The organism is Mycobacterium innocens (assembly GCF_900566055.1).
GTDB classification, from domain to species: Bacteria; Actinomycetota; Actinomycetes; order Mycobacteriales; family Mycobacteriaceae; genus Mycobacterium; species Mycobacterium innocens.
Genome location: NZ_UPHQ01000156.1, coordinates 1 through 21,318 on the forward strand (window position 1 = coordinate 1; position 21,318 = coordinate 21,318).

Below are 21,318 nucleotides of genomic sequence, written 5' to 3' on the forward strand. Positions count from 1 at the left end.
ACTCGAACAAGCCCACAAACGCCGCCTTGCCTGGCACCGCCAGCAAAGGCACACTGAACCCATCCAGGACCCCGACGATGTTGTCTGATCAAACGCGAATCTCTATCGCAAAGTCAGAAACACCTCAATCACTATCGCGTCGCTGATCGGTTGGATCCGGCGGTGGTGGCCACGATGTGATTTCGTAAGCGCTGCAGCGGTTTGAGCGGACAGGACGGCCTGGGCTACCGCACCCGGACCAGTACGCTGCCCATGCAGACCCACCCACCATCCACTGACCTGCGTAGTCAACCAAATCCGTAACACCCACGGACTTGGCATCGCTGGAGAGGTTCAACATGGCATCCGAAACGGTAGACGCAGCCGCACGTCCCAACATCCTGATCATCTGGGGCGACGACGTCGGGATGTGGAACATCTCCGCCTACCACCGCGGGATGATGGGCGGCTCGACACCCAACATCGACCGGATCGCCGACGAGGGCATGATCTTCATGGACCACTATGCCGAGGCGTCCTGCACGGCGGGACGGGCCGCCTTCATCACCGGGCAGTACCCGATCCGGGTGGGTTTGTCCACGGTCGGTCTGCCAGGCTCGGATCTCGGTCTGCAGAAGGAAGATCCGACACTGGCCGAGATGCTGAAGCCATTGGGCTACGCGACCGGACAGTTCGGCAAGAACCACCTCGGCGATCGCGACGAGCACCTGCCGACCATGCACGGTTTCGACGAGTTCTACGGGATCCTGTATCACCTCAACGCCGGCGAGTACGCCGAACAGTACGACTTCCCGACCAATCCGGAGATCGTGGAGAAGTTCGGCTTCGGTCAGCGCGGTGCGTTGCACTGTTGGGCCAATCCCGACGGGACCCAGCGTATCGAGGACACCGGACCGTACGGCCGCGAGCGACAACGCACCCTCGATCGTGAATTCCTCACCGAGACAAAGCGGTTCATCCGTGATGCGACGGCCGCCGAAACGCCGTTCTTCGTGTGGCACAACTCGACGCGGATGCACTACCGCACCAACCTGGCACCGGAGTACGACGGCAAGAGCGGCTACGGCGTCTATGCCGACGGGATGATGGAACTCGACGATCACGTGGGCGAACTGCTCGATCTGCTCGACGAACTCGGCATCGCCGACAACACCCTGGTGATGTGGTCGACCGACAACGGAGCGGCCTGCAACAGCTGGCCCGACGGCGGCAATCACCCCTTCGCCCGGGAGAAGGGCGTCGGCGGCTACGAGGGCGCGTTCCGGGTGCCCGCGTTGGTGCGCTGGCCCGGGGTGATCCCGGCCGGCGTTGCCACCGGAGGGTTCATGGCGATGGAGGACTGGGTTCCCACCATCATGTCGATGCTGGGCCAGCCGGATCTCGTGGACTCGCTCAAGAAGGGCACCACCATCGGCGGACGCGAGTACCGCGTGCACCTTGACGGAGTCGACCAGTCCGACCTGCTCACCGGCCGCGGCAAGTCCAAACGCATGGAGTTCTACTACTTCACCGAGACGACACTGCACGGTTTACGTTACGGCGACTGGAAAGTGCTGTTGAAGACCCAGGATCGGTGGTTTAACGGCATTCAGCAAAAGCTGACCACCCCACTGATCACCAACCTCAAGCTCGACCCGTTCGAACGGTTCCATAAGGCGCGGGGATTCGATGAGTGGCAGGAAAACCATGCCTGGCTCTACGGTCCCGCCGCGATGCAAATGATGCGGTTCCTGGCGACGCTGCACGAATTCCCGCCGCGGATGCGCAGCTTCGGCATCGACGTCGACGAGTTGTTGAACCAACTCAACCCGGCCCGGCACCGATAGCCGAAGCGAGGACTAAGTCATGGCAATCACCGAATATCAGCCCGGCACAACGTTTCCCGGTGTGATCGGCCGCACCGCCGACGAGTCGACGCCGGCCTGGCCGGCTCTGAAGCGACCTCCCGAGGGCGCGCCGAACGTGGTGTTCATCGTGCTCGACGACACCGGATACGGGCACCTGGGCTGCTACGGCAGTCCGATCTCGACACCGAACATCGACGCCCTGGCCGCCGACGGCCTGCGGTATTCCAACATGCACACCACCGCGCTGTGCTCTCCGTCGCGGTCCTGCATCCTCAACGGCCGTAACCACCACTCCAACCACCTGGCATGTCTGACCAACGGGTCGACCGGATTCCCCGGCTCCGACGGCTACATACCTTTCGAGAACGGATTTCTCTCCGAAATTCTGCGGGCCCAGGGCTACAACACCTACTGCGTCGGTAAGTGGCACCTGGCGCCGGAGGAAACGATGACCGCGGCCGGGCCCTATGACCGCTGGCCGCTGGGTCGGGGGTTCGAGCGCTACTACGGCTTCCTGGGCGGCGACACCCACCAGTACTACCCGGATCTGGTGCGCGACAACGCCCAAACCGAACCCGAAGCCACCCCGGAGCAGGGCTATCACCTCACCCCCGACCTGGTGAACAAGGCCAAGGCAATGATTGCCGACGCCAAGCAGGTCGCCCCGGACAAGCCCTTCTTCCTCTACTTCGCCACCGGCGCGACGCACTCGCCCCACCATGTGCCCAAACAGTGGGCCGACCGCTACGCCGGGAAGTTCGACACCGGCTGGGAGGTCTACCGCCAGCAGGTGTTCCAACGACAAAAGGAACTCGGGCTTTTGCCGGCAACGGCCGAGTTGTCTGCACCCGATCCCGATGTCGCGGACTGGGAGACGCTGCCGGCCGACGAACGCCGGCTCTACGCCCGGATGATGGAGGTGTTCGCCGGTTTCCTCGAGCACACCGACCACTACATCGGCGAACTCGTGCAGTTCCTCAAAGACCTGCACGAATACGACAACACGGTGATCATGCTGGTCTCCGACAACGGGGCCAGCGCCGAAGGTGGCCCCACCGGCTCGGTCACCGAGGTCCGCTTCTTCAACAACGTCTCCGACACCGTCGAGGAGGGACTGGCCCGCATCGACGAGATCGGCGGCCCCACGGTGTTCAACCACTTCCCCTGGGGCTGGACCCACGCCGGCAACACCCCGTTCCGGCGGTGGAAACGCGAGACCTACCGCGGCGGCTCCAGCGACCCGTTGATCGTCACCTGGCCACGTGGTATTGCCGCGCGGGGCGAGGTGCGATCCCAGTACGTCCACCTCATCGACATGGTTTCGACGGTGCTCGCGGCGCTGCGCGTTGACCCCCCGACGTCGATCGGCGGTGTCACCCAGTCGCCGATCGAGGGGGTCAGCTTCGCGCACACCTTCGACGACGCCGCCGCCCCCACCCGGCACCTCACCCAGTACTTCGAGATGCTGGGCCACCGCTCGATCTACCACGACGGATGGCGCGCGGTATGCCCCTGGCCGGGAACGTCATTCGCCGAATCCGAGCACAAATTCGGCGACGTGATCACCGCGGCGATGCTCAGTCAGCTCGATGCCACCGGATGGGAGCTTTACCACGTCGCGCAGGATCCCGCCGAGACCACCAACCTGGCCGGGCAGGAGCGGGCGCGGCTGACCGCGATGATCACGCTCTGGTACAGCGAAGCCGGAAAATACAACGTGTTGCCGATCGACAGCCGCGGCTTGGCCCGCGCTTTCGTGGAACGCCCCCAGATTGCCGCCGCGAACCGCACTCGATACGTGCTCTATCCGGGCACCCAGGCCATTCCCGCGGCCGCCGCACCGAAGATCCTCAACCGGCCCTACTCGATCAACGCCGAGGTCGAGCTCACCGACGAGTCGTCGGGCGTCCTGCTGTCCATGGGCGGCAACGACGGGGGAATCACCTTGTACGTCAAGGACGGTCAGCTCTGCTATGCGCACAACTACGTCGCCAAGGAGATCTTCACGATTCGCTCGGAGCAACGGATCCCGCCGGGGCGGCACTTCCTCAGTGTGGAATTCACCCCGACAGGTCCGGTGGACCTCAGGAACGGCAGAGGAACTCCCGGCGACGTGACGCTGTTCGTCGATGGCTCCGCGGTCGGCCGCGGCGATTTCCCGGTGACCACCCCCCTCCGGTTGGCCCAAGGCGGAGCGATGCTGGTCGGCGCGAACACCGGGTCGCCGGTAACTCCTGACTATGATCCGCCGTTTGCGTTCGACGGCCGAATCCACCGCGTGATCGTCGACGTCAGCGGCGAGCACGTCGAGGACTACCAAGCGCAGATGAAGATCGCGCTCACCAAGCAATAGGTCCGTGGGCGGCTGTCGTCCACCACGGGTTCGTATGCCACGGTCAAGCGCACGCTAGAAGCCAAAACCCGCACCCTTGGACCGGGCAAGAGCAACTTTCAGCGCACCCAACTGGTGGAGTCATCGCACACATGCTGCACCCAACCGCTTGGGCAACATAGGCACCTGCACAACGTCACAATGTGTACCGTCACCCAGCGTGGTCAGCCCCCGGGTTGTGGGAAGGCCCCGTTGGTCGCCGTTCCGGCAAAGCCCACCGCCCCACCCAACTGAGCGGGCGAAACCACGCCACCAGCGGTTCCAAGCGACCCCTCGGCACCAACAGCCATAGCCGAAAACGGCGCAGGCGCCAACTCCAGCGCCACAGCCGTGCCGTTCGACACGCCACCTCCCAGAGCAGCACCGCTGGGCAGCGCCATCGTCGTCGCCAGATGAGTTACCAGGCCCGGACCGCCGACAAATCCTAAATTCCCAAAACCCACGTGATCACCAATTTGCAAATATCCACCAGACCTATGACGGCAACCCATTCGGCCATCAGGAAGAACTCGAGAGGAATACTCGCCAGATTCACTATAAAGCCGAGAAATTGTTCGGTCAGAGCAACATGTCCCCTTAATAACCCAATCACCGCGAGCAGCACACATAACGGTATGAACAGCCACGCGATAATAGCAGCCACCAACGATTCATTGATGTAATGCAATGCCCCCATGATAGTCTCCGTCAATATTTCGACAATCTGTCAAATTGGAATTGGTGTGACGGTTACTTGAGTGGCGTCCGCGGCATTGGCGCCAGGTTTGATGATGACGGGCGCCGGCCGGGCGTGCGGTGCCGAAGCGAGTGCCGGCGAAGAAATGGCTTCATAGACATTCATGGTGGTCGCGGCGTGTATCCACGTTCGCGCATAGTCGGCCTCATTGAACGCAATCGGTTTCGCGTTGACACCAAAGAAGTTCGTTGCCAACAACACCGCATGGGTGGCGTGGTTGGCAGCCAACTAGCCCAGTGTCGGCATCGCAGCCAACGCTGTCTCGTACGCCGACGCCGCGATCTCATGGACAGCAGCGAGCTGAGCGCAATCGGCACCCACCTGCATCACCCATGCCAGATAGGGCACATAGGCAGCGACACAACATTCCACGGCAGTACCCAGCCACGCCTCGGCCCGCAGTGAAGTGATCACCGCGGTCAGTTCCGCTGCCACCGCGCCGTACTCGACACTTAACGATGACCACGCCTGAGCTGCGTCAATCAAGGACGCAGGTCCGGGTCCGGTGCTCAGCAGTGCCGAATGCACCTCCGAGCGGCAACGCCATCCATACTGACGCGCTCACTGGCACAACTTCTTTGTGTCTGCGCTCATTGATGGGCGATTCCGGCCGCCGTCGCCGCGGCCAATCCACCGTGCCGAAACCAACGCCACTTCGAGCCCCCTCAGACACCTGCACGGCAGCTACGGCGATTGACGAACCGGCCGGTTTCGATTTCGCGTCGATTTCACGCCGGAAAATCCTGGTGAATTTAAGGGATTGTTTCGGTTAATCAGGATGGGTGGTATCCACCGGTATACGGATTCCGCTGTCCCCCGATCGGCGGACAGACAGCGTGTCATCGAGCTTGATAGCAGTTGATCGCGACCAGCCTGCGGCGAAGAAATCCGTGATAGCCGGTCCACCGTTACCGATGGCCGAGTCAGACGTTGAAGTACTTGGCCTCGGGATGGTGCAGGACGAACGCGTCGGTCGACTGCTCGGGATGCAGCTGCAATTCCTCGGATAACGTCACTCCGATGCGGTCGGGCTCCAGCAGCTCCATCATTTTGGCGCGGTCCTCGAGGTCCGGGCATGCCCCGTACCCGAAGGCAAACCGGGCACCCCGGTAACCCAGCTTGAAATAGTCCTCGACGGCGTCGGGGTCCTCGGCGGCCATAGTGCGGTCGGCCGAATACCTGAGCTCCTCTCGGATGCGCCGGTGCCAGTATTCGGCCAGCGCTTCGGTGAGCTGCACGCCGATACCGTGCACTTCGAGATAGTCGCGGTAGGAGTTGGCTGCGAACAACTCGTTGGCGAAGTCGGCGATCGGCTTACCCATGGTCACCAGCTGGAACGGCAGCACATCCACCTCACCTCGCTCCCGAGCCAACTCCCGCGACCGAACGAAATCGGCGATGCACAAGAACCGTCCGCGCTGCTGGCGCGGGAACCGGAAGCGGTACCGTTCCCCGGCGCCGGGCGCGGGCTCGGTGAGCACCACGACGTCGTCGCCCTCGGACACGGCCGGGAAGTAGCCGTACACCACGGCCGCGTGCGCCAGGATGCCGTCGGTGGACAGCCGATCCAGCCAGTAGCGCAGCCGCGGCCGCCCTTCGGTCTCGACGAGGTCTTCGTACGATGGGCCGTCACCGCCGCGCTGGCCGCGTAATCCCCACTGGCCCAGGAACAATGCGCGCTCGTCGAGCATACCGGTGTAGTCGGCGACAGCCAGGCCCTTGACGATCCGCGAACCCCAGAATGGCGGGGCGGGCACTTCGACATCAGCCGCGACATCGGAGCGTTCCGGGATTTCGACCGGCTCTTCGGCAGCTTTGCGTTGCGCCGCAATGCGTTTGGACCGCTCGTGACGGGCCTTGCGCTCGGCTTCCATCTCGCGGGCCTTGACGGCATCGGGGCTGTCGTCGTCCGGCGCCTCGCCCCGCTTGGCGCTCATGATGGTGTCCATGAGCTTGAGTCCCTCGAAAGCGTCACGCGCATAGTGCACTTCGCCTTCGTAGATCTCGGCGAGGTCGTTTTCGACATAGCTGCGGGTCAATGCCGCACCGCCGAGCAGCACCGGGAACTTTTCGGCGACCCCCCGGGTGTTCATCTCCTCAAGGTTTTCCTTCATCACCACAGTGGATTTCACCAGCAGGCCCGACATTCCCACCACGTCGGCGCTCTTGTCCTCGGCGACTTCGAGAATGGTGGCGATGGGCTGCTTGATGCCGATGTTGACCACCTCGTAGCCGTTGTTGCTCAAGATGATGTCGACCAGGTTCTTGCCGATGTCGTGGACGTCGCCCTTGACGGTGGCCAGCACGATCCGGCCCTTGCCCGCGTCGTCCTCGGATTTCTCCATATGCGGTTCCAAATGCGCCACAGCGGTTTTCATCACCTCGGCGGATTGCAACACGAACGGCAACTGCATCTGGCCCGAGCCGAACAGCTCACCAACCGTCTTCATGCCGGCCAGCAGGTTCTCGTTGATGATCTCCAGCGGCGGCTTCTGCGTCATCGCCTCGTCGAGATCGGCTTCCAGGCCGTTGCGTTCGCCGTCAACGATGCGTTGGGCCAGCCGCTCGAACAGCGGCAGCTTGGCGAGTTCGGCGGCACGCGATTCCTTCGACGATGCCGCCGACACACCCTCGAAGAGGCGCATCAGCTCCTGCAGCGGGTCGTAGCCGTCGCGGCGGCGGTCATAGACCAGATCCAGCGCCACGTTGCGTTGCTCGTCTGGGATCCGGTTCATCGGCAGGATCTTCGAGGCGTGCACGATCGCCGAATCCAGCCCGGCTTCCTGGCATTCGTGCAGGAACACCGAGTTGAGCACTTGGCGCGCAGCGGGATTGAGACCGAAGGAGATGTTGGACAGCCCGAGCGTGGTCTGTACGTTCGGGTGGCGCCTCTTCAATTCCCGGATGGCCTCGATGGTTTCGACGCCGTCTTTGCGTGATTCCTCCTGGCCGGTGGCGATGGTGAAGGTCAGCGTGTCGATGAGAATCGACGACTCGTCGACACCCCAGTTGCCGGTGATGTCGTCGATCAGCCGCTCGGCGATCTCGACCTTCTTCTCGGCGGTGCGGGCCTGGCCCTCTTCGTCGATGGTCAGTGCGACGACGGCCGCGCCGTGTTCGGCCACCAGCTCCATGGTCTTGGCAAAGCGCGATTCCGGGCCGTCGCCGTCCTCGTAGTTCACCGAGTTGATCGCGCAGCGGCCGCCGAGATGCTCCAAACCGGCTCGCAGCACCGCGGTTTCGGTGGAGTCCAGCATGATCGGCAGGGTCGACGACGTGGCCAGCCGGCTCGCCAGGGCCTTCATGTCGGCCACACCGTCGCGGCCGACGTAGTCGACGCACAGGTCCAGCAGGTGTGCGCCATCGCGGGTCTGGTCCTTGGCGATGTCCAGGCACTTCTGGTAGTCCTCGGCGATCATCGCCTCGCGGAAACCCTTGGAGCCGTTGGCATTGGTGCGTTCGCCGATCACCAGCACCGAGGCGTCCTGAGCGAACGGAACGGCGCTGTACAGCGACGACACCGACGGCTCGAAACTCACCCGGCGTTCGGGGCGCGTGACGTCGGCGACCACGGCGGCGACCTCGCGGATGTGGGCCGGCGTGGTGCCGCAGCAACCACCGACCAGCGACAACCCGAATTCCGCGATGAATCCGGACAGCGCGTCGGCCAGCTCGTCGGGCCGCAGCGGGTATTCCGCGCCCTTGGCGCCCAGCACCGGCAGGCCGGCGTTGGGCATCACCGACACCGGGATGCGGGCGTGCCGGGACAGGTAGCGCAGGTGCTCGCTCATCTCCGCGGGGCCCGTCGCGCAGTTCAAGCCGATCATGTCCACACCCAGCGGCTCGACCGCGGTCAGCGCCGCGCCGATCTCACTGCCCAGCAGCATGGTGCCGGTGGTTTCCACGGTGACGTGGGCGATCACCGGAACCTGCCGGCCGGCCTGCTTCATAGCGCGCCGCGACCCCAGCACCGCCGCTTTCAGCTGCAGCAGGTCCTGACAGGTCTCCACCAGGATTGCGTCGGCCCCGCCGTCAAGCATGCCGAGGGCGGCCTCGGTGTAGGCGTCGCGAATGACCGCGTACTCGATGTGACCCAGGGTCGGCAGCTTGGTGCCCGGTCCCATCGAACCCAGCACGTAACGCTTGCGGTCCGCAGTGGCCAGCTCGTCGGCGACCCGGCGGGCGATCGCGGTGCCCTTCTCCGACAGGTCGCGGATCTTGTCGGCGATGTCGTAGTCGCCCAGGTTGGACAGGTTGCAGCCGAAGGTGTTGGTCTCCACCGCGTCCGCGCCCGCTTCGAAATAGTTGCGGTGGATGGTTTCCAGCACGTCAGGACGGGTTTCGTTGAGGATCTCGTTGCAGCCCTCCAGGCCGCGGAAGTCGTCGAGGGTGAGATCGGCGGCCTGCAGCTGGGTGCCCATCGCGCCGTCGCCCACCACCACACGCTGCGCCAAAACGTCAAGGAGATCAGTGTCATAGCGGTGTTCGTTCGCGGCGGTCACATCGCAAGGATAGTCGGCCTATGGATTCGCCTCAGTCGTTGACAGCGCTCTGACAGGTCAGATGCAGGCCGTACGCTGATCGTGTGACTCTGCCGGATGCCGAGCCCGAGGGCGGCCAACTGCTGCCCGAACTACACAACACCGTCGTCGTGGCGGCGTTCGAGGGCTGGAACGACGCCGGGGACGCGGCCAGCGATGCGGTGGCGCACTTGGCGGACATCTGGGATGTGCGTCCGATCGTGGAGATCGACGACGAGGCGTACTACGACTACCAGGTGAATCGCCCGGTCATCCGTCAGGTCGACGGAGTCACCAGGGAACTGGAGTGGCCGGCCATGCGCATTTCACACTGCCGCCCGCCCGGTAGCGACCGTGACGTGGTCTTGATGCACGGGGTGGAGCCGAACATGCGCTGGCGCACATTTTGCGCCGAGCTGCTGGACATCGTCGACAAGCTCAATGTGGACACCGTCGTCATTCTCGGAGCGCTGCTGGCCGATACCCCGCACACTCGCCCGGTGCCGGTGTCGGGTGCGGCGTACTCCTCCGAATCGGCACGGGTCTTCGGATTGCAGGAAACCCGCTACGAGGGGCCGACCGGCATTGCCGGGGTGTTCCAATATGCGTGCGTGGCTGCGGGCATCCCGGCGGTGACGTTCTGGGCCGCGGTGCCGCACTACGTCTCGCACCCGCCGAACCCGAAAGCCACGGTGGCGCTGCTGCGTCGCGTCGAAGACGTGCTCGATGTCGAGGTGCCGCTGGGCGACCTGCCGACACAGGCCGAAGCCTGGGAGCGCGAGATCACCGAGATGGCCGCCGAAGACGACGAGCTGACCGAGTACGTGCAGTCGCTGGAACAGCACGGCGACGCCGCGGTCGACGTCAACGACGTGCTCGGCACGATCGACGGTGACGCGCTGGCCGCCGAGTTCGAGCGCTATCTGCGGCGCCGACGCCCAGGATTTGGGCGCTAAGCCGATCGCGGATCGGCCGGATCGGCCGGCGACCCGTTGCGCAGCATCGCGATCACGGCGGGTGGCTCGCCGACCAACCGGACGTTGATGCGCCGGCTGACCATGGGAAGCCATGCCAACCGCAGCGCCATGCGGCGGATCCACAGCTTCGACGGTGATCCCGGCAGGAGCCAGTCGACCGTATCGCGGCCGGCTTCCTGTTTTGCCTCGATCACAGGACGCCACAGCCGCTCATAGAAAGCGAACGCCCGCTGCACCGACGATGTTCGGCGCAGCTGGTCGGCCAGCACATAGGCGCCGGCGACGGCCATCGACGGACCCTGTCCGGTGAGCTGTGAAACCGCCGAGCAGGCATCACCGAGCAGGACTACCCGGTCCTTATGCCAGCACGTCATCTCGACCTGCGCCACCGGTTCGAAATGGATGTCCGCTGCCGGCGGGCATCGGTCGAGTACGTCTGGAACCGACCAGCCGATGCCCCCGAAGACGTCCCGCAGGACGGCGCGACTATCACCTGGCATCTCGGGGTCGGCCGCGCGGAACACCGCAAGTACCGCCGTTCGACCGTCCCGCAGGGCGTGCAAGCTCACCTGACGGTCCACGGCGTCGGTCAGCACGTAATGCTGGCCGCTCGCATCGGTGAGGTCGTGGGCGTCGCACACGAAGGCGGCGAAATGGAATCCGAGGTAGCGCAGAAACTGCGACTCGGCGCCGAATACCAGGGACCGCACGATCGAGTGAATCCCGTCAGCGCCGACCAGGAAATCGGCTTCCAGCTGCTCGCCGTCATCAAGGGTCACCAGCACGCGGTCGTCACCGGATGACACCTGCGACACCTGGGTGCCGAAGCGCAGCTGCACATCCCGAGGCAGGTTGTCGCGCAACACTTTTTCCAGGTCTGTCCGCGTTACCCGGCATAGCCGACCATCGAGTGCCGTGACCATGCGCTCGTAGGGCAGCGGGGCTTGCCGGCGACCGTCCTGGTCGAACAGGCTTGCCGTGCCGACGTGATAGGAGATTTCTTGGATCGCTGGCAGGACGCCGATCGCTTCGGCGGCCTCATAACCGGGACCGAAAAAGTCGATCATGCAGTCCTGCGACCGGGGAGTGGGTGACCGTTCCAGCAGCACCACCTCGGCACCGAGCGCCGACAACCGCTGCGCCAGGGTGAGCCCTGCGATTCCGGCGCCGCAGATGGCGACTTTCACTGCGTCACCAGCGTCACCAGCGTCACCAGCGCCGAGTCGGCTATTTCTGCTCTAAGGCTTGGTTGTAGGCGCTGGTGGACCGACCGAGCGCGGCCACTTCGGCATCCATGCGGGGCAACAGCTCGGCGGCGGTCTTGCGGATCGGACGTTCCCCGACCGACGTCGACAGCACCGGCTTGAGCCAGCGGAACAGGCCGACCCATCCCGGGCAGAAGACACGCGTCTTGCGGGCCTCGATGCCCTCGACGAACGCCACCGCGCACTTTTCGACCGACGTCGTCTTGTTCAGCGGCCAGGGCAGTCTGGCAATGAGTTCGGTGAAAGACGGCAGGTCGGACCTGGTGTCGCGGACCAGGGGCGTGTCGATCCAGGACATGTGCGCCGAGCCGACCTCGACGCCGTGGTGGGCGACCTCCAATCGAAGCGCGTTGGCGAATATCTCTACGGCGGCCTTGGACGCGTTGTAGGGCGCCAGCCCGGGAGACGCCGCGTAGGCCGCCAGCGACGACACGATCAACACGTAGCCGCGGCGCTCGATCACCGCCGGCAAGGTGGCACGCACGGTGTGAAAGACGCCGAGCACGTCGACGTCCAGCACCCGCTTGAACGCCTCCGGATCGACCTGGAGCACGGAGCCGTAGCTGGCGATGCCGGCATTGGCGATGACGACGTCGATGCCACCGAACTTTTCGACCGCCTGGTCGGCTGCGGCCTGCATCGCGGGCAGATCGCGCACGTCGGCCGCCACCGTGAGCACCCGGTCGTCGCCGCCCAGTTCGGCGGCAATGGAGGTGAGCTCCGCTGTGCCCACATCGGTGAGCACCAGCTTGGCGCCCTTGTTGTGCAGCCGACGAGCGACCTCGGCTCCGATTCCGCGAGCACCGCCTGTGATGAAGACGACCTTGTCCTGCACCGATGTCATGGCCGAAAACGTACCACTGCGGGCCTACAAGCCTACCCCCAGCAGCGCATCGATCGTGGTTGCAACCGACGCCGGCGCGCTCTCGTCGTGGCCACCGTATTCGAGCGCGTCGGTAGTCCAACCATCCAGCGCCGCAATGGCTTTCGGTGTGTCGAGGTCGTCGGCCAGGTAGCGGCGCACCCGGGCGATAGCGTCGGCGGCATCCGGGCCCGCGGGGAGTGCGGTCGCGGTGCGCCAGCGTTGCAGCCGGCCCGCGGCCTCGTCGAGCACCTCCTGGGTCCAGAAGCGGTCTTCCCGGTAATGGCCGGCCAGCAGACCGAGCCGGATCGCCGACGGTTCGACGCCCTGGGCGCGCAGCGTCGACACCAGCACCAGATTGCCGCGGCTCTTGGACATCTTGTGTCCGTGCCAGCCGATCATTCCGGCGTGCACATAGTGCCTGGCGAATCGCCGCTCACCGGTGACGCATTCGGCGTGGGCGGCGGTGAATTCGTGGTGCGGAAAAATCAGGTCGCTGCCACCGCCCTGGATGTCGAGTCCGCTGCCGATCCGGCTCAGCGCGATGGCGGCGCATTCGACGTGCCAGCCTGGTCGGCCGGGCCCGAACGGCGACGGCCAACTGGGTTCGCCGGCCCGCGCGGCGCGCCACAGTAGGGCGTCGAGTTCGTCGCTCTTGCCGGGCCTGGCCGGGTCGCCGCCGCGTTGCCCGAACAGTCGCAGCATGGTGTCGCGATCACAACCCGATTCGTAGCCGAACTGCACGGTGGCGTCGGCCCGGTAGTAGATGTCGGGATATTCCCCTATTTCCGGGTCGAGGGTGTAGGCGGCGCCGGACGCCAACATCTTTTCGATGAGCTCGACCATTTCCGCGACCGCCTCGGTGGCTGCGACGTAGTCGTGGGGCTGCAGCACCCTCAACGCCTCCATGTCGGCGCGGTGCACGTTGACCTCGCGCTCGGCGAGTTCGCGCCAGTCAATCCCGTCGCGGTCGGCACGCTCGAATAACGGATCGTCGACGTCGGTGACGTTCTGTACATAATGCACGTCGTGGCCCAGATCCAGCCACAGCCGATGGATCAGGTCGAACGCAAGATAGGTGGCGGCGTGTCCCAGATGTGTGGCGTCGTAGGGGGTGATGCCGCAGACGTACATGGTCGCCCTGGTTCCGGGGGTCACCGGGCGCACCTGCCGGTCGGCGGTGTCGTATAGCCGCAGCTCCGGCCCGCGTCCCGGCAGGTTGGGAACCGGGGCAGAAGACCACGACCGCATGCCCTCGACTCTAGGCCCGGCGACGATGCGCCCCGCGCAGCGGGGCGAGCAGGAGCCGGGCGATCAGGCCCAGCCCGGCGACGATGCGGCCCGCGCAGCGGGGCGAGCAGGAGCCGGGCGATCAGGCCCAGCCCGGCGACGATGCGCCCCGCGCAGCGACGCGAGCAGGAGCCGGGCGAGGTGCATCGAGTGTGAACGTCGGGTTTTGATTGTGCAGCTATGGCGACTGAATTGCCTGTCGGCGCCCCGCACGCACACTCGACGCCCCGCACGCACACTCGGCGCCCTCAGAACCGAATGACTTTCCGGCGGCTTACCACCACGCCCGCCGGATAGCACGAAGCAGGACGGGTGCCAGCTCTTTGCGGCACATCAATAAGTCGGGTAAGTAGGGGTCGAGTTGGTTGTACTGCAACGGCGAGCCGTCCAGGCGTGATGCATGCATGCCCGCGGCAAGCACCACTCCGGCCGGCGCCGCCGAATCCCATTCCCATTGACCACCGGCGTGCAAGTAGGCGTCGGCGTAGCCGTCAATCACGGCCATTGCCTTTGCGCCCGCCGAGCCGATCCGCACCAATTCGATATCCACCGTCTGCCGCATGTAATGCAGGATCGCCGGTGGCCGGGTGGCGCTGACGGCGACTCTGATGACGTCTGGAATGCCGGCGGGCGCCGCGTCGCCGGTTACGGCGTCGCTGCGGTACACGACGTTCCCGCGGGCCGGCAATGAAACCGCCGCGTCGGTGACCTGCGGTCTGCCATTGGTGGTGCGTTGCCACAATGCGACATGAACCGCCCAGTCGTCGCGACCGCGGGTGGAGAACTCACGGGTGCCATCCAGCGGGTCGATGATCCACACCCGGTCAGACCGCAGCCGCATCAAGTCGTCGTGGGCTTCCTCGCTGAGCACTGCGTCACCTGGCCGCTCCTCTCGCAAGCGGCGCAGCAGTAGCGAGTTCGCCCGGGCGTCACCGGCCTCACCAAGAGCCCACGGGTAATCGAAACCGACCTCCTCGCGCACGGCAAGCAACAGCTCACCGGCCTCCGCGGCGAGGTCAGCGGCCAGTGCGGCGTCGCTCAGGTCGGCACGCTGGTTATCGGCGGCCGGAGTCATCGGATCAGTATCGCCGAATACGTGGTGGCCAATCGCATGTCCTAGAACGCCGGCCACGGAATCGGACGATGACGGTTAGGACCGGGCATCACCGGACTGTCCAGCAGCGCGCACACCCGCCGGCGCAGCGCCGCGATCTCGGCGCTGGTGACGTGGTCACCCAGCGTATCGGCGAGCGGTCCGGCAAGGGCGTCGGCGAGCCCGGCCACCGCCTCGAGCGTCTGCTCGTCGATCGGCTTGCCCGCCCACCCCCACAGCACGGTGCGCAATTTGTCCTGGACATGCATGCACACGCCATGGTCGACGCCATACACCCGGCCGTCGACGCCGCACAAGATATGGCCGCCCTTACGATCGGCGTTGTTGACCAGGACATCGAACACCGCCATCCGCCGCAACCGGTCGTCGTCGGCGTGCATCAGGACGACCTCGTCGCCGGCGTAGTCGTAGGCGCGCAGCACCGGCAGATAACCCGGCTGCGGCTTGCCCGTGGGAAACAGGTCCACCAAATCCGGCCCTGGACGCGCATCGGCGGCTAACGAGTCACCGGGTTGCCGCACCCACAGCTGCAACATGCCCGGCCCCGCCGGTCCGTCACGAATGACGGTGTAGGGCACGATGTTCCAGCCCAACCAAGTCGACACCAGATAGGCGCTGAGTTCGCGGCCGGCTAACGTCCCGTCGGGAAAGTCCCACAGCGGCTGCTCACCCGCTACCGGCTTGTAGACGCAATGGACGGTCGTGTCGCCCAACGTCGACTCACACAGAAATGTCGCGTTGCTCGCCGAGCGGATGCGTCCCAGGACCGTCAGCTCACCGTCGCGCAACACCTCACAGTCGTCATTGCTCGGGTTCATCGTCAGGCCCGAACAACAGGTCGTGCCGGTACCCGTTGGTCCGTGCGCAGATATGTCCCTGCGGATCCAACGGTTCCTGACACAAAGGGCACGGCGGACGGCCCGCCGAGATGACGCGGTTGGACCTGGTAGCGAACTGCCGTGCCGACTCCGGCGTCAGGAACACCCGTACGGCGTCGGGGCCCTCGTCGGTGTCGTCGAGCACCACCGAGGCGTCGAACTCCGCGTCGGTGACGGCCAACAGCTCCACGACCACCGTTTGGGCCTCGGAATCCCAGCCCAGTCCCATCGTCCCGACCCGAAACTCGGCGTCCACCGGCATGATCAACGGATTCAGGTCCTCGACCTCGGCAGGCTCCGGGGGCACCGGCGTGCCGAAGCGGCGGTTCACCTCCAGCAGCAGCGCACCGATACGTTCGGCCAGCACCGCGACTTGCTGCTTCTCCAGCACCACCGAGACCACCCGGTCGTCATGAGCCGCCTGGATGTAGAACGTGCGGTTACCGGGCTGGCCAACGGTCCCGGCGACGAAGCGGTCGGGTGTGCGGAATACGTGAATAGCGCGGGCCATGGCATCTCCAAAATACCGTGCAGACGCCGCTGGATCGACCGAGCCGGCGGCGGCCGATCGTGCTAATCGGTAGCGCCGCCGATCACCGCATCGCCGGATGGCACCTGACCGTCCGACTCCGCCGCCTGCTCGTTGCCAAGCTCCCTTTTGGGCGGAGGCGCCGCACGCAGCCCCGCCGACAACCGCGCCCCGGTGTGGTTGACGTGCAGCACGAAGGGTCGTAATTCGGTGTAGCGGACCACACTTGCCGACGCGGGGTCGGCGGTGATCCGTTGAAAGCTGTCCAGATGCATCCCGTAGGCGTCCGCGATCACCGCCTTGATGACGTCACCATGGGTGCAGGCCAGCCATAACACGTCGCCACCGTGCTCGCCCCCGTATTCCCGGGCAAGCCGCCGGTCGTGCTCGCGGACCGCGGCTACCGCGCGGGCCTGCACCTGCGCCAGCCCCTCCCCACCCGGAAACGCCGCCGCACTGGGATGTGCCTGAACCACCCGCCACAACGGCTCGTTGGTCAGGTCGCCGATCTTGCGGCCGGTCCATTCGCCGTAGTCGACCTCCGCGAGCCGGTCATCGATGAGCGGCTCCAGACACAGCGCGTCAGCCAGCGGTTCGACGGTGCTGCGGCACCGCAGCATCGGAGACGACACCACCGCCCGGACCGGCAAGTCACCGAGTCGGTCGATCAGGGCCGCCGCCTGCTCTCGCCCCTTGTCGTCAAGGTCGACGCCCTCGGACCGGCCGGCCAGGATGCCCGCCGTGTTCGAGGTGGAACGGCCATGACGCAACAGGATGACCGTCACGTCGCGGCCACCGTCCCGGTTGCCAGCAACACAAGCACTGCCCCGCCGGCCAAGATCCGATAACCCACGAACCAATACATGTTGTGCCGCAACAGGAAATGCAGGAACCACGCCACCGCGGACAGGCCGACCACGAACGCGATCAGGGTGGCCACCAGCAGCTGCGGCCCGGTGGCGCTCATCCCTTCGGTCACCGGGTGGAAGGCGTCCGGTAGCGAGAACAAACCGGAGGCGAACACCGCGGGGATGGCCAGCAGAAAGCCGAATCGGGCGGCCAACTCGCGGTCGAGCCCCAAGAACAGGCCCGCGCTGATGGTCGACCCGGACCGCGAGACGCCGGGGACCAACGCCAGGGTTTGGGCGACGCCGACCACCACGGCATCGCGCCAGTTCAGTTGCTCGAAGTGACGACGCTGGCGACCCAGGTATTCGGCGAGTGCGATCACCCCGGAGAACACCACCATTGCCGTCGCCACCACCCACAGGTTGCGGACCCCGGAGCGGATTTCGTCTTTGAAGAACAGGCCCAGAATGCAGATCGGGATGGTCCCGATGATGACGTACCAGCCCAGGCGATAGTCGGCGTTGCGATGAGACTTGACCACCAGACCGTCTACCCAGGCCCGCAGAATCCGCACGATATCGCGCGCGAAGTACACCAGGACGGCGGCTTCGGTGCCCAACTGGGTGACCGCGGTGAACGAGGCGCCGGCGTCGTCGCTGAAGAAGATCCGCGACATGATCGCCAGATGCCCCGATGAAGACACTGGCAGGAACTCGGTCAAACCCTGCACCACCGCCAACGAAATGACTTGCCACCAGGACATCGCCGCAACCGCAGACACGACGACGACCGTACCTGGTACGGCATGCGGGTATCGGGTGCGGCTAGCGCGAAACGGGTACCGCCTGGGCGACCGAATCACGCACCGCGGCGGCCAGGCTGCGCTCGTCGGTGACATCGATGTCGACCAGACTGCGGACCGACCGCGCGACGACGTCTTCGGCCTGCGGGACCGGCGCGGTCAGGCGCGGCCGGTAGATTTCGACGACAAGTGACCGGTGTTCGATGTGGAAGGAGAAACTACGTCCGTCGCCGACCTGTCCGTAGCCGCTGGCGAAGATGCCCGTCGACATGTCTTCGATAGCAAACTGTTTGTTTGCAACATGCCGGTCAGCGGTGACGGTCATGCCGCGACAATACCTCTCCAGTACCACTTTTCGTGGGCAACATGACGAGATCGGACGCGGTTTGGATAGTGGAAGTTCCTTAGGTTGCGGGCCCAGGCATGACGTTCGGAGGACCGGGCAGTTGCTGACAGCTACTAAGCAAGCAGCTCAGCGCTGCCTTTGGGCCGCTGCCGCTTTGCTGACAGTGGTGACGGCGTGTTCGTCGAATCCGCTGCAAACCGCGCCGCCCACGATCCCGCCGGCGCAGCCTGCCGTGTCTCCGCCGGTTTCCCAGGCGCCGGCGGGGGTGATTCGGCCGTTGAGCGGCCATCCGCAGGCGGCGCTGTACGACAACGACGCACGTCGGCTGGCGGTTCTTACCTCGTACTCCGACCCATCAGCGCCATCGGGCATCACCGTGTTCGACGATGCGCAGACTCCACCGCGGGTGATCACCCTGCCCGGACCTGCGACCGCGTTGACCTGCGACGACCACGGCACCGCCTACCTGGCCACCCGGGGTGGCTACTTCGTGGTCGACCTGGCCGCCGGCCGCATCACACAGGTCAGCGTCGCCGACGCCGCGGGCACCGAGTTCACCGCGATCGCGCGGCGCGCCGACGGCAAGCTGGTGCTGGGCAGCGCCGACGGCGCCGTCTACATCTTGGCCTCCGACGTGTCCACGGGCATCGCCGCCGGCCCAGCCAGAGTGGCCAACCGCATCAAGATTTTTGCGCGCGTCGATTCTCTTGTGACACAGGGAAATACCGCTGTCGTATTGGATCGCGGCCAGACGTCGGTGACGACGATCGGTGCCGACGGTCGCGCCCAGCAGGCACTGCGCGCCGGAGAGGGCGCCACTACCCTGGCCGCCGATCCGCTGGGCCGGGTGCTGGTCGCCGACACTCGCGGCGGCCAACTGCTGGTGTACGGTGTCGACCCGCTGATCCTGCGCCAGGCCTACCCCGTGCCGCAGGCCCCATATGGGCTGGCCGGCTCCCGCGAGCTGGCCTGGGTATCCCAAACCGCATCCAACGTCGTCATTGGTTACGATCTCAGCACCGGAATACCCGTGGAAAAGGTGCGTTACCCAACCGTGCAGCAACCCAACTCGCTGGCCTTCGACGATGCGTCGGGCACCTTGTACGTGGTCTCGGCGTCAGGTGCGGGAGTTCAGGTCATTGAGCACGCGGGGGCCGTCCGTTGACTGGGCGCAGCCGGCTGCCCGCGGGCTGGGATACCGACATGTCGGACGAATATGAGTGGGCGCCGTTACGACTGCCGCCGGAAGTGACCAGACTCAGCGCGTCCACCCGGTTGTCCATCGAGGCCGAGTACCGCGGCTGGGAGCTGACGCGGGTGCGGCTCTACACCGACGGCAGCAGACGGGTGTTGTTGCGCCGCAAGAAGTCTCGTCTGGACAACCCGCTGACTCACCAACCGGAGCTGTGACCGTGGGCGACCAGCACCACGGTTGGATATACGGCCAGGTGCGGCGGCTGCTGTTCCTCCTTCCGCCCGAGCGTGCCCACACATTCGTCTTCGCCGTGCTACGTGGCGTCACCGCCGTCGCGCCGGCACGCCGGCTGCTGAGCCGATGGCTCGGCCCGACGGACCCGGTGCTGGCCAGCACGGTGTTCGGGGTGCGCTTTCCCGGACCGCTGGGGCTGGCCGCCGGTTTCGACAAGGACGGCACCGGGCTGGACACCTGGGGCGCGATGGGATTCGGCTATGCCGAGGTGGGCACCGTCACCGCGCATCCACAACCCGGAAACCCGCCGCCGCGCATGTTCCGGCTGCCCGCCGACCGCGCCCTGCTCAACCGGATGGGATTCAACAACCACGGCGCCGGGGCGCTCGCGATTCGGCTCACCCGACACCGACCCCGGGTGCCGATCGGGGTCAACGTCGGCAAGAGCAAGACGACGCCGGCCGGCGAAGCGGTTGACGACTACCGGGCCAGTGCCCGGCTGGTCGGCCCGCTGGCCTCCTACCTTGTGGTCAACGTCAGTTCGCCGAACACACCCGGGCTGCGGGATTTGCAGGCGGTGGAGTCATTGCGGCCCATCCTGGCCGCCGTGCTGGCCGAAACCTCGACCCCGGTGCTGGTCAAGATCGCGCCGGATCTCTCCGACTCCGACATCGACGACATTGCCGACCTGGCGGTCGAGTTGGGTCTTGCCGGGATCGTCGCGACCAACACCACGGTGTCGCGGGACGGCCTGGCGACCCCCGGGGTCGACGAGCTGGGCGCCGGCGGCATTTCCGGACCGCCGGTGGCAGGCCGCGCTGTCGAGGTGCTGCGCCGGCTTTACGACCGGGTCGGTGATCGCCTGGTGTTGATCAGCGTGGGCGGCATCGAGACCGCCGACGACGCGTGGGAACGCATCACCGCGGGCGCGTCGCTGCTGCAGGGCTATACCGGCTTCATCTACGGCGGGGCCTTGTGGGCCAAGCACATTCACGACGGCGTCGCCCGCCGGTTGCATGAGGGCGGGTTTGCCTCGCTCGGTGAGGCGGTGGGCTCGGCTGCCGCAAAGCCAGATAGACCGTCGGATAGGTCCGGTCTGCCGGGGCCGGACTAGAACGGCGATCCGGCGGGACCACCGGCCCCGCCGGTGCCGGCGGCGCCACCGCTGCCGCCTTTTCCGCCAGTGGTACCGCTAGGAGCGTTGCCGGGGTCTCCGTCGCCTCCGCCAGTGCCGACGCTGCCGGGGGCGTCGCCGGTGCCGCCGGTGCCACCATTACCGCCGGTCCCACCAGTGCCGCCGGTGCCCCCAGTGCCGAACACTGCGTTGCCACCGGCTCCCCCGTTGCCACCGACGGCGGCGTCGCCGCCCTTGCCCCCAGCTCCGCGGCTGTTCTTGGAGCCGTCCCCGGGACCCCCGCTGCCTCCAGTTCCGCCGTTACCGCCGGTCCCACCGGTTCCGCCGTTGCCGGCGCTGGCGGGGTT

The 21,318-nt window shown here is 65.8% G+C and carries 17 protein-coding genes and 2 pseudogenes; 6 read left to right on the top strand and 13 right to left on the bottom strand.

The annotated features are described in order from the left end of the window. The first annotated feature begins 338 nt into the window (after positions 1 to 338). Both EET03_RS15365 and EET03_RS15370 read left to right on the top strand, forming a co-directional pair. Entirely contained in the window at positions 339 to 1,826 is a 1,488-nt protein-coding gene (locus EET03_RS15365; RefSeq protein ID WP_075544686.1) for an arylsulfatase, read from the top strand. A gap of 19 nt (positions 1,827 to 1,845) precedes the next feature. After that, positions 1,846 to 4,200 carry a sulfatase-like hydrolase/transferase gene (locus tag EET03_RS15370; RefSeq protein ID WP_075544687.1) on the top strand — a complete coding sequence of 785 codons (2,355 nt, stop codon included), beginning with the start codon at positions 1,846 to 1,848 and terminating at the stop codon, positions 4,198 to 4,200. Between the two features lie 463 nt (positions 4,201 to 4,663). On the opposite strand, the gene EET03_RS15375 is transcribed toward EET03_RS15370, so the two are convergent. The 3 genes and pseudogenes from EET03_RS15375 to metH form a co-directional block, all read right to left on the bottom strand. Further along, positions 4,664 to 4,915 (bottom strand): hypothetical protein, encoded by a 252-nt coding sequence (locus EET03_RS15375; protein ID WP_136625703.1) that lies wholly within the window; start codon positions 4,913 to 4,915, stop codon positions 4,664 to 4,666. 30 nt (positions 4,916 to 4,945) lie between these two features. Further along, positions 4,946 to 5,503, bottom strand: a pseudogene (locus EET03_RS15380) (PPE family protein). 395 nt (positions 5,504 to 5,898) lie between these two features. Next, positions 5,899 to 9,477, bottom strand: coding sequence for a methionine synthase (gene metH, locus EET03_RS15385; RefSeq protein ID WP_075544688.1), 3,579 nt, complete (start codon positions 9,475 to 9,477; stop codon positions 5,899 to 5,901). An 83-nt stretch (positions 9,478 to 9,560) separates the two neighbouring features. Here metH and EET03_RS15390 point away from each other — a divergent pair, with 83 nt between their 5' ends. After that, on the top strand, positions 9,561 to 10,451 hold the full coding sequence (locus EET03_RS15390) for a PAC2 family protein (protein WP_075544689.1): 891 nt from the start codon (positions 9,561 to 9,563) through the stop codon (positions 10,449 to 10,451). Here EET03_RS15390 and EET03_RS15395 read toward each other — a convergent pair. From EET03_RS15395 to EET03_RS15435, 9 genes are all read right to left on the bottom strand, one after another. Beyond that, positions 10,448 to 11,659, bottom strand: coding sequence for an FAD-dependent monooxygenase (locus EET03_RS15395; protein ID WP_075544690.1), 1,212 nt, complete (start codon positions 11,657 to 11,659; stop codon positions 10,448 to 10,450). The two genes, EET03_RS15390 and EET03_RS15395, sit on opposite strands and share 4 nt — an antisense overlap. Before the next feature lie 40 nt (positions 11,660 to 11,699). Then, a complete protein-coding gene (locus EET03_RS15400; RefSeq protein ID WP_075544691.1) occupies positions 11,700 to 12,581 on the bottom strand; it encodes an SDR family oxidoreductase in 882 nt (293 codons plus the stop codon). Between the two features lie 24 nt (positions 12,582 to 12,605). Beyond that, the gene (mshC, locus tag EET03_RS15405) at positions 12,606 to 13,850 is read right to left on the bottom strand and encodes a cysteine--1-D-myo-inosityl 2-amino-2-deoxy-alpha-D-glucopyranoside ligase (protein WP_099193569.1); all 1,245 of its coding nucleotides are present in this window, start codon (positions 13,848 to 13,850) and stop codon (positions 12,606 to 12,608) included. Positions 13,851 to 14,163: 313 nt separating this feature from the next. Then, the gene (locus EET03_RS15410) at positions 14,164 to 14,964 is read right to left on the bottom strand and encodes a 3'(2'),5'-bisphosphate nucleotidase CysQ (RefSeq protein WP_075544693.1); all 801 of its coding nucleotides are present in this window, start codon (positions 14,962 to 14,964) and stop codon (positions 14,164 to 14,166) included. A 41-nt stretch (positions 14,965 to 15,005) separates the two neighbouring features. Next, the gene (locus EET03_RS15415; protein ID WP_341868760.1) at positions 15,006 to 15,821 is read right to left on the bottom strand and encodes an SCO1664 family protein; all 816 of its coding nucleotides are present in this window, start codon (positions 15,819 to 15,821) and stop codon (positions 15,006 to 15,008) included. Continuing rightward, on the bottom strand, positions 15,805 to 16,392 hold the full coding sequence (locus tag EET03_RS15420; RefSeq protein ID WP_075544695.1) for a DUF3090 domain-containing protein: 588 nt from the start codon (positions 16,390 to 16,392) through the stop codon (positions 15,805 to 15,807). The genes EET03_RS15415 and EET03_RS15420 overlap by 17 nt, the downstream gene beginning before the upstream one ends. A 62-nt stretch (positions 16,393 to 16,454) precedes the next feature. Beyond that, positions 16,455 to 17,195: a histidine phosphatase family protein gene (locus EET03_RS15425; RefSeq protein WP_075544696.1), complete on the bottom strand. Its 741-nt coding sequence runs from the start codon at positions 17,193 to 17,195 to the stop codon at positions 16,455 to 16,457. Further along, entirely contained in the window at positions 17,192 to 18,022 is an 831-nt protein-coding gene (locus tag EET03_RS15430) for an undecaprenyl-diphosphate phosphatase (protein WP_099193570.1), read from the bottom strand. The genes EET03_RS15425 and EET03_RS15430 overlap by 4 nt, the downstream gene beginning before the upstream one ends. 61 nt (positions 18,023 to 18,083) lie before the next feature. Beyond that, positions 18,084 to 18,386 (bottom strand): hypothetical protein, encoded by a 303-nt coding sequence (locus tag EET03_RS15435; protein ID WP_023364716.1) that lies wholly within the window; start codon positions 18,384 to 18,386, stop codon positions 18,084 to 18,086. A 121-nt stretch (positions 18,387 to 18,507) separates the two neighbouring features. On the opposite strand from EET03_RS15435, the gene EET03_RS15440 reads away from it, so the two are divergent. From EET03_RS15440 to EET03_RS15450, 3 genes are read left to right on the top strand one after another with little or no spacing between them, the layout of a single operon-like run. Then, positions 18,508 to 19,572, top strand: a complete 1,065-nt coding sequence (locus EET03_RS15440; protein WP_099193571.1) for a YncE family protein — start codon at positions 18,508 to 18,510, stop codon at positions 19,570 to 19,572. A 38-nt stretch (positions 19,573 to 19,610) separates the two neighbouring features. After that, complete coding sequence (locus EET03_RS15445) at positions 19,611 to 19,817, top strand: DUF5703 family protein (protein WP_075544698.1); 207 nt, start codon at positions 19,611 to 19,613, stop codon at positions 19,815 to 19,817. A gap of 26 nt (positions 19,818 to 19,843) precedes the next feature. Further along, positions 19,844 to 20,950 (top strand): quinone-dependent dihydroorotate dehydrogenase, encoded by a 1,107-nt coding sequence (locus EET03_RS15450; protein ID WP_099194202.1) that lies wholly within the window; start codon positions 19,844 to 19,846, stop codon positions 20,948 to 20,950. Here the strand turns inward: EET03_RS15450 and EET03_RS30285 are convergent. Further along, a pseudogene (locus EET03_RS30285) lies at positions 20,947 to 21,318 on the bottom strand (PGRS repeat-containing protein); the annotation flags it as partial. The gene EET03_RS15450 and the pseudogene EET03_RS30285 overlap by 4 nt on opposite strands.

Coding starts and splice junctions, on each gene's coding strand:
- EET03_RS15365 (WP_075544686.1), top strand. CDS start 339: ATGGCATCCGAAACGGTAGACGCAGCCGCACGTCCCAACATCCTGATC.
- EET03_RS15415 (WP_341868760.1), bottom strand. CDS start 15,821: ATGAACCCGAGCAATGACGACTGTGAGGTGTTGCGCGACGGTGAGCTG.
- mshC (WP_099193569.1), bottom strand. CDS start 13,850: ATGCGGTCGTGGTCTTCTGCCCCGGTTCCCAACCTGCCGGGACGCGGG.
- EET03_RS15445 (WP_075544698.1), top strand. CDS start 19,611: ATGTCGGACGAATATGAGTGGGCGCCGTTACGACTGCCGCCGGAAGTG.
- EET03_RS15400 (WP_075544691.1), bottom strand. CDS start 12,581: ATGACATCGGTGCAGGACAAGGTCGTCTTCATCACAGGCGGTGCTCGC.
- EET03_RS15370 (WP_075544687.1), top strand. CDS start 1,846: ATGGCAATCACCGAATATCAGCCCGGCACAACGTTTCCCGGTGTGATC.
- EET03_RS15375 (WP_136625703.1), bottom strand. CDS start 4,915: ATGGGGGCATTGCATTACATCAATGAATCGTTGGTGGCTGCTATTATC.
- EET03_RS15410 (WP_075544693.1), bottom strand. CDS start 14,964: ATGACTCCGGCCGCCGATAACCAGCGTGCCGACCTGAGCGACGCCGCA.
- EET03_RS15430 (WP_099193570.1), bottom strand. CDS start 18,022: ATGTCCTGGTGGCAAGTCATTTCGTTGGCGGTGGTGCAGGGTTTGACC.
- EET03_RS15420 (WP_075544695.1), bottom strand. CDS start 16,392: ATGGCCCGCGCTATTCACGTATTCCGCACACCCGACCGCTTCGTCGCC.
- EET03_RS15435 (WP_023364716.1), bottom strand. CDS start 18,386: ATGACCGTCACCGCTGACCGGCATGTTGCAAACAAACAGTTTGCTATC.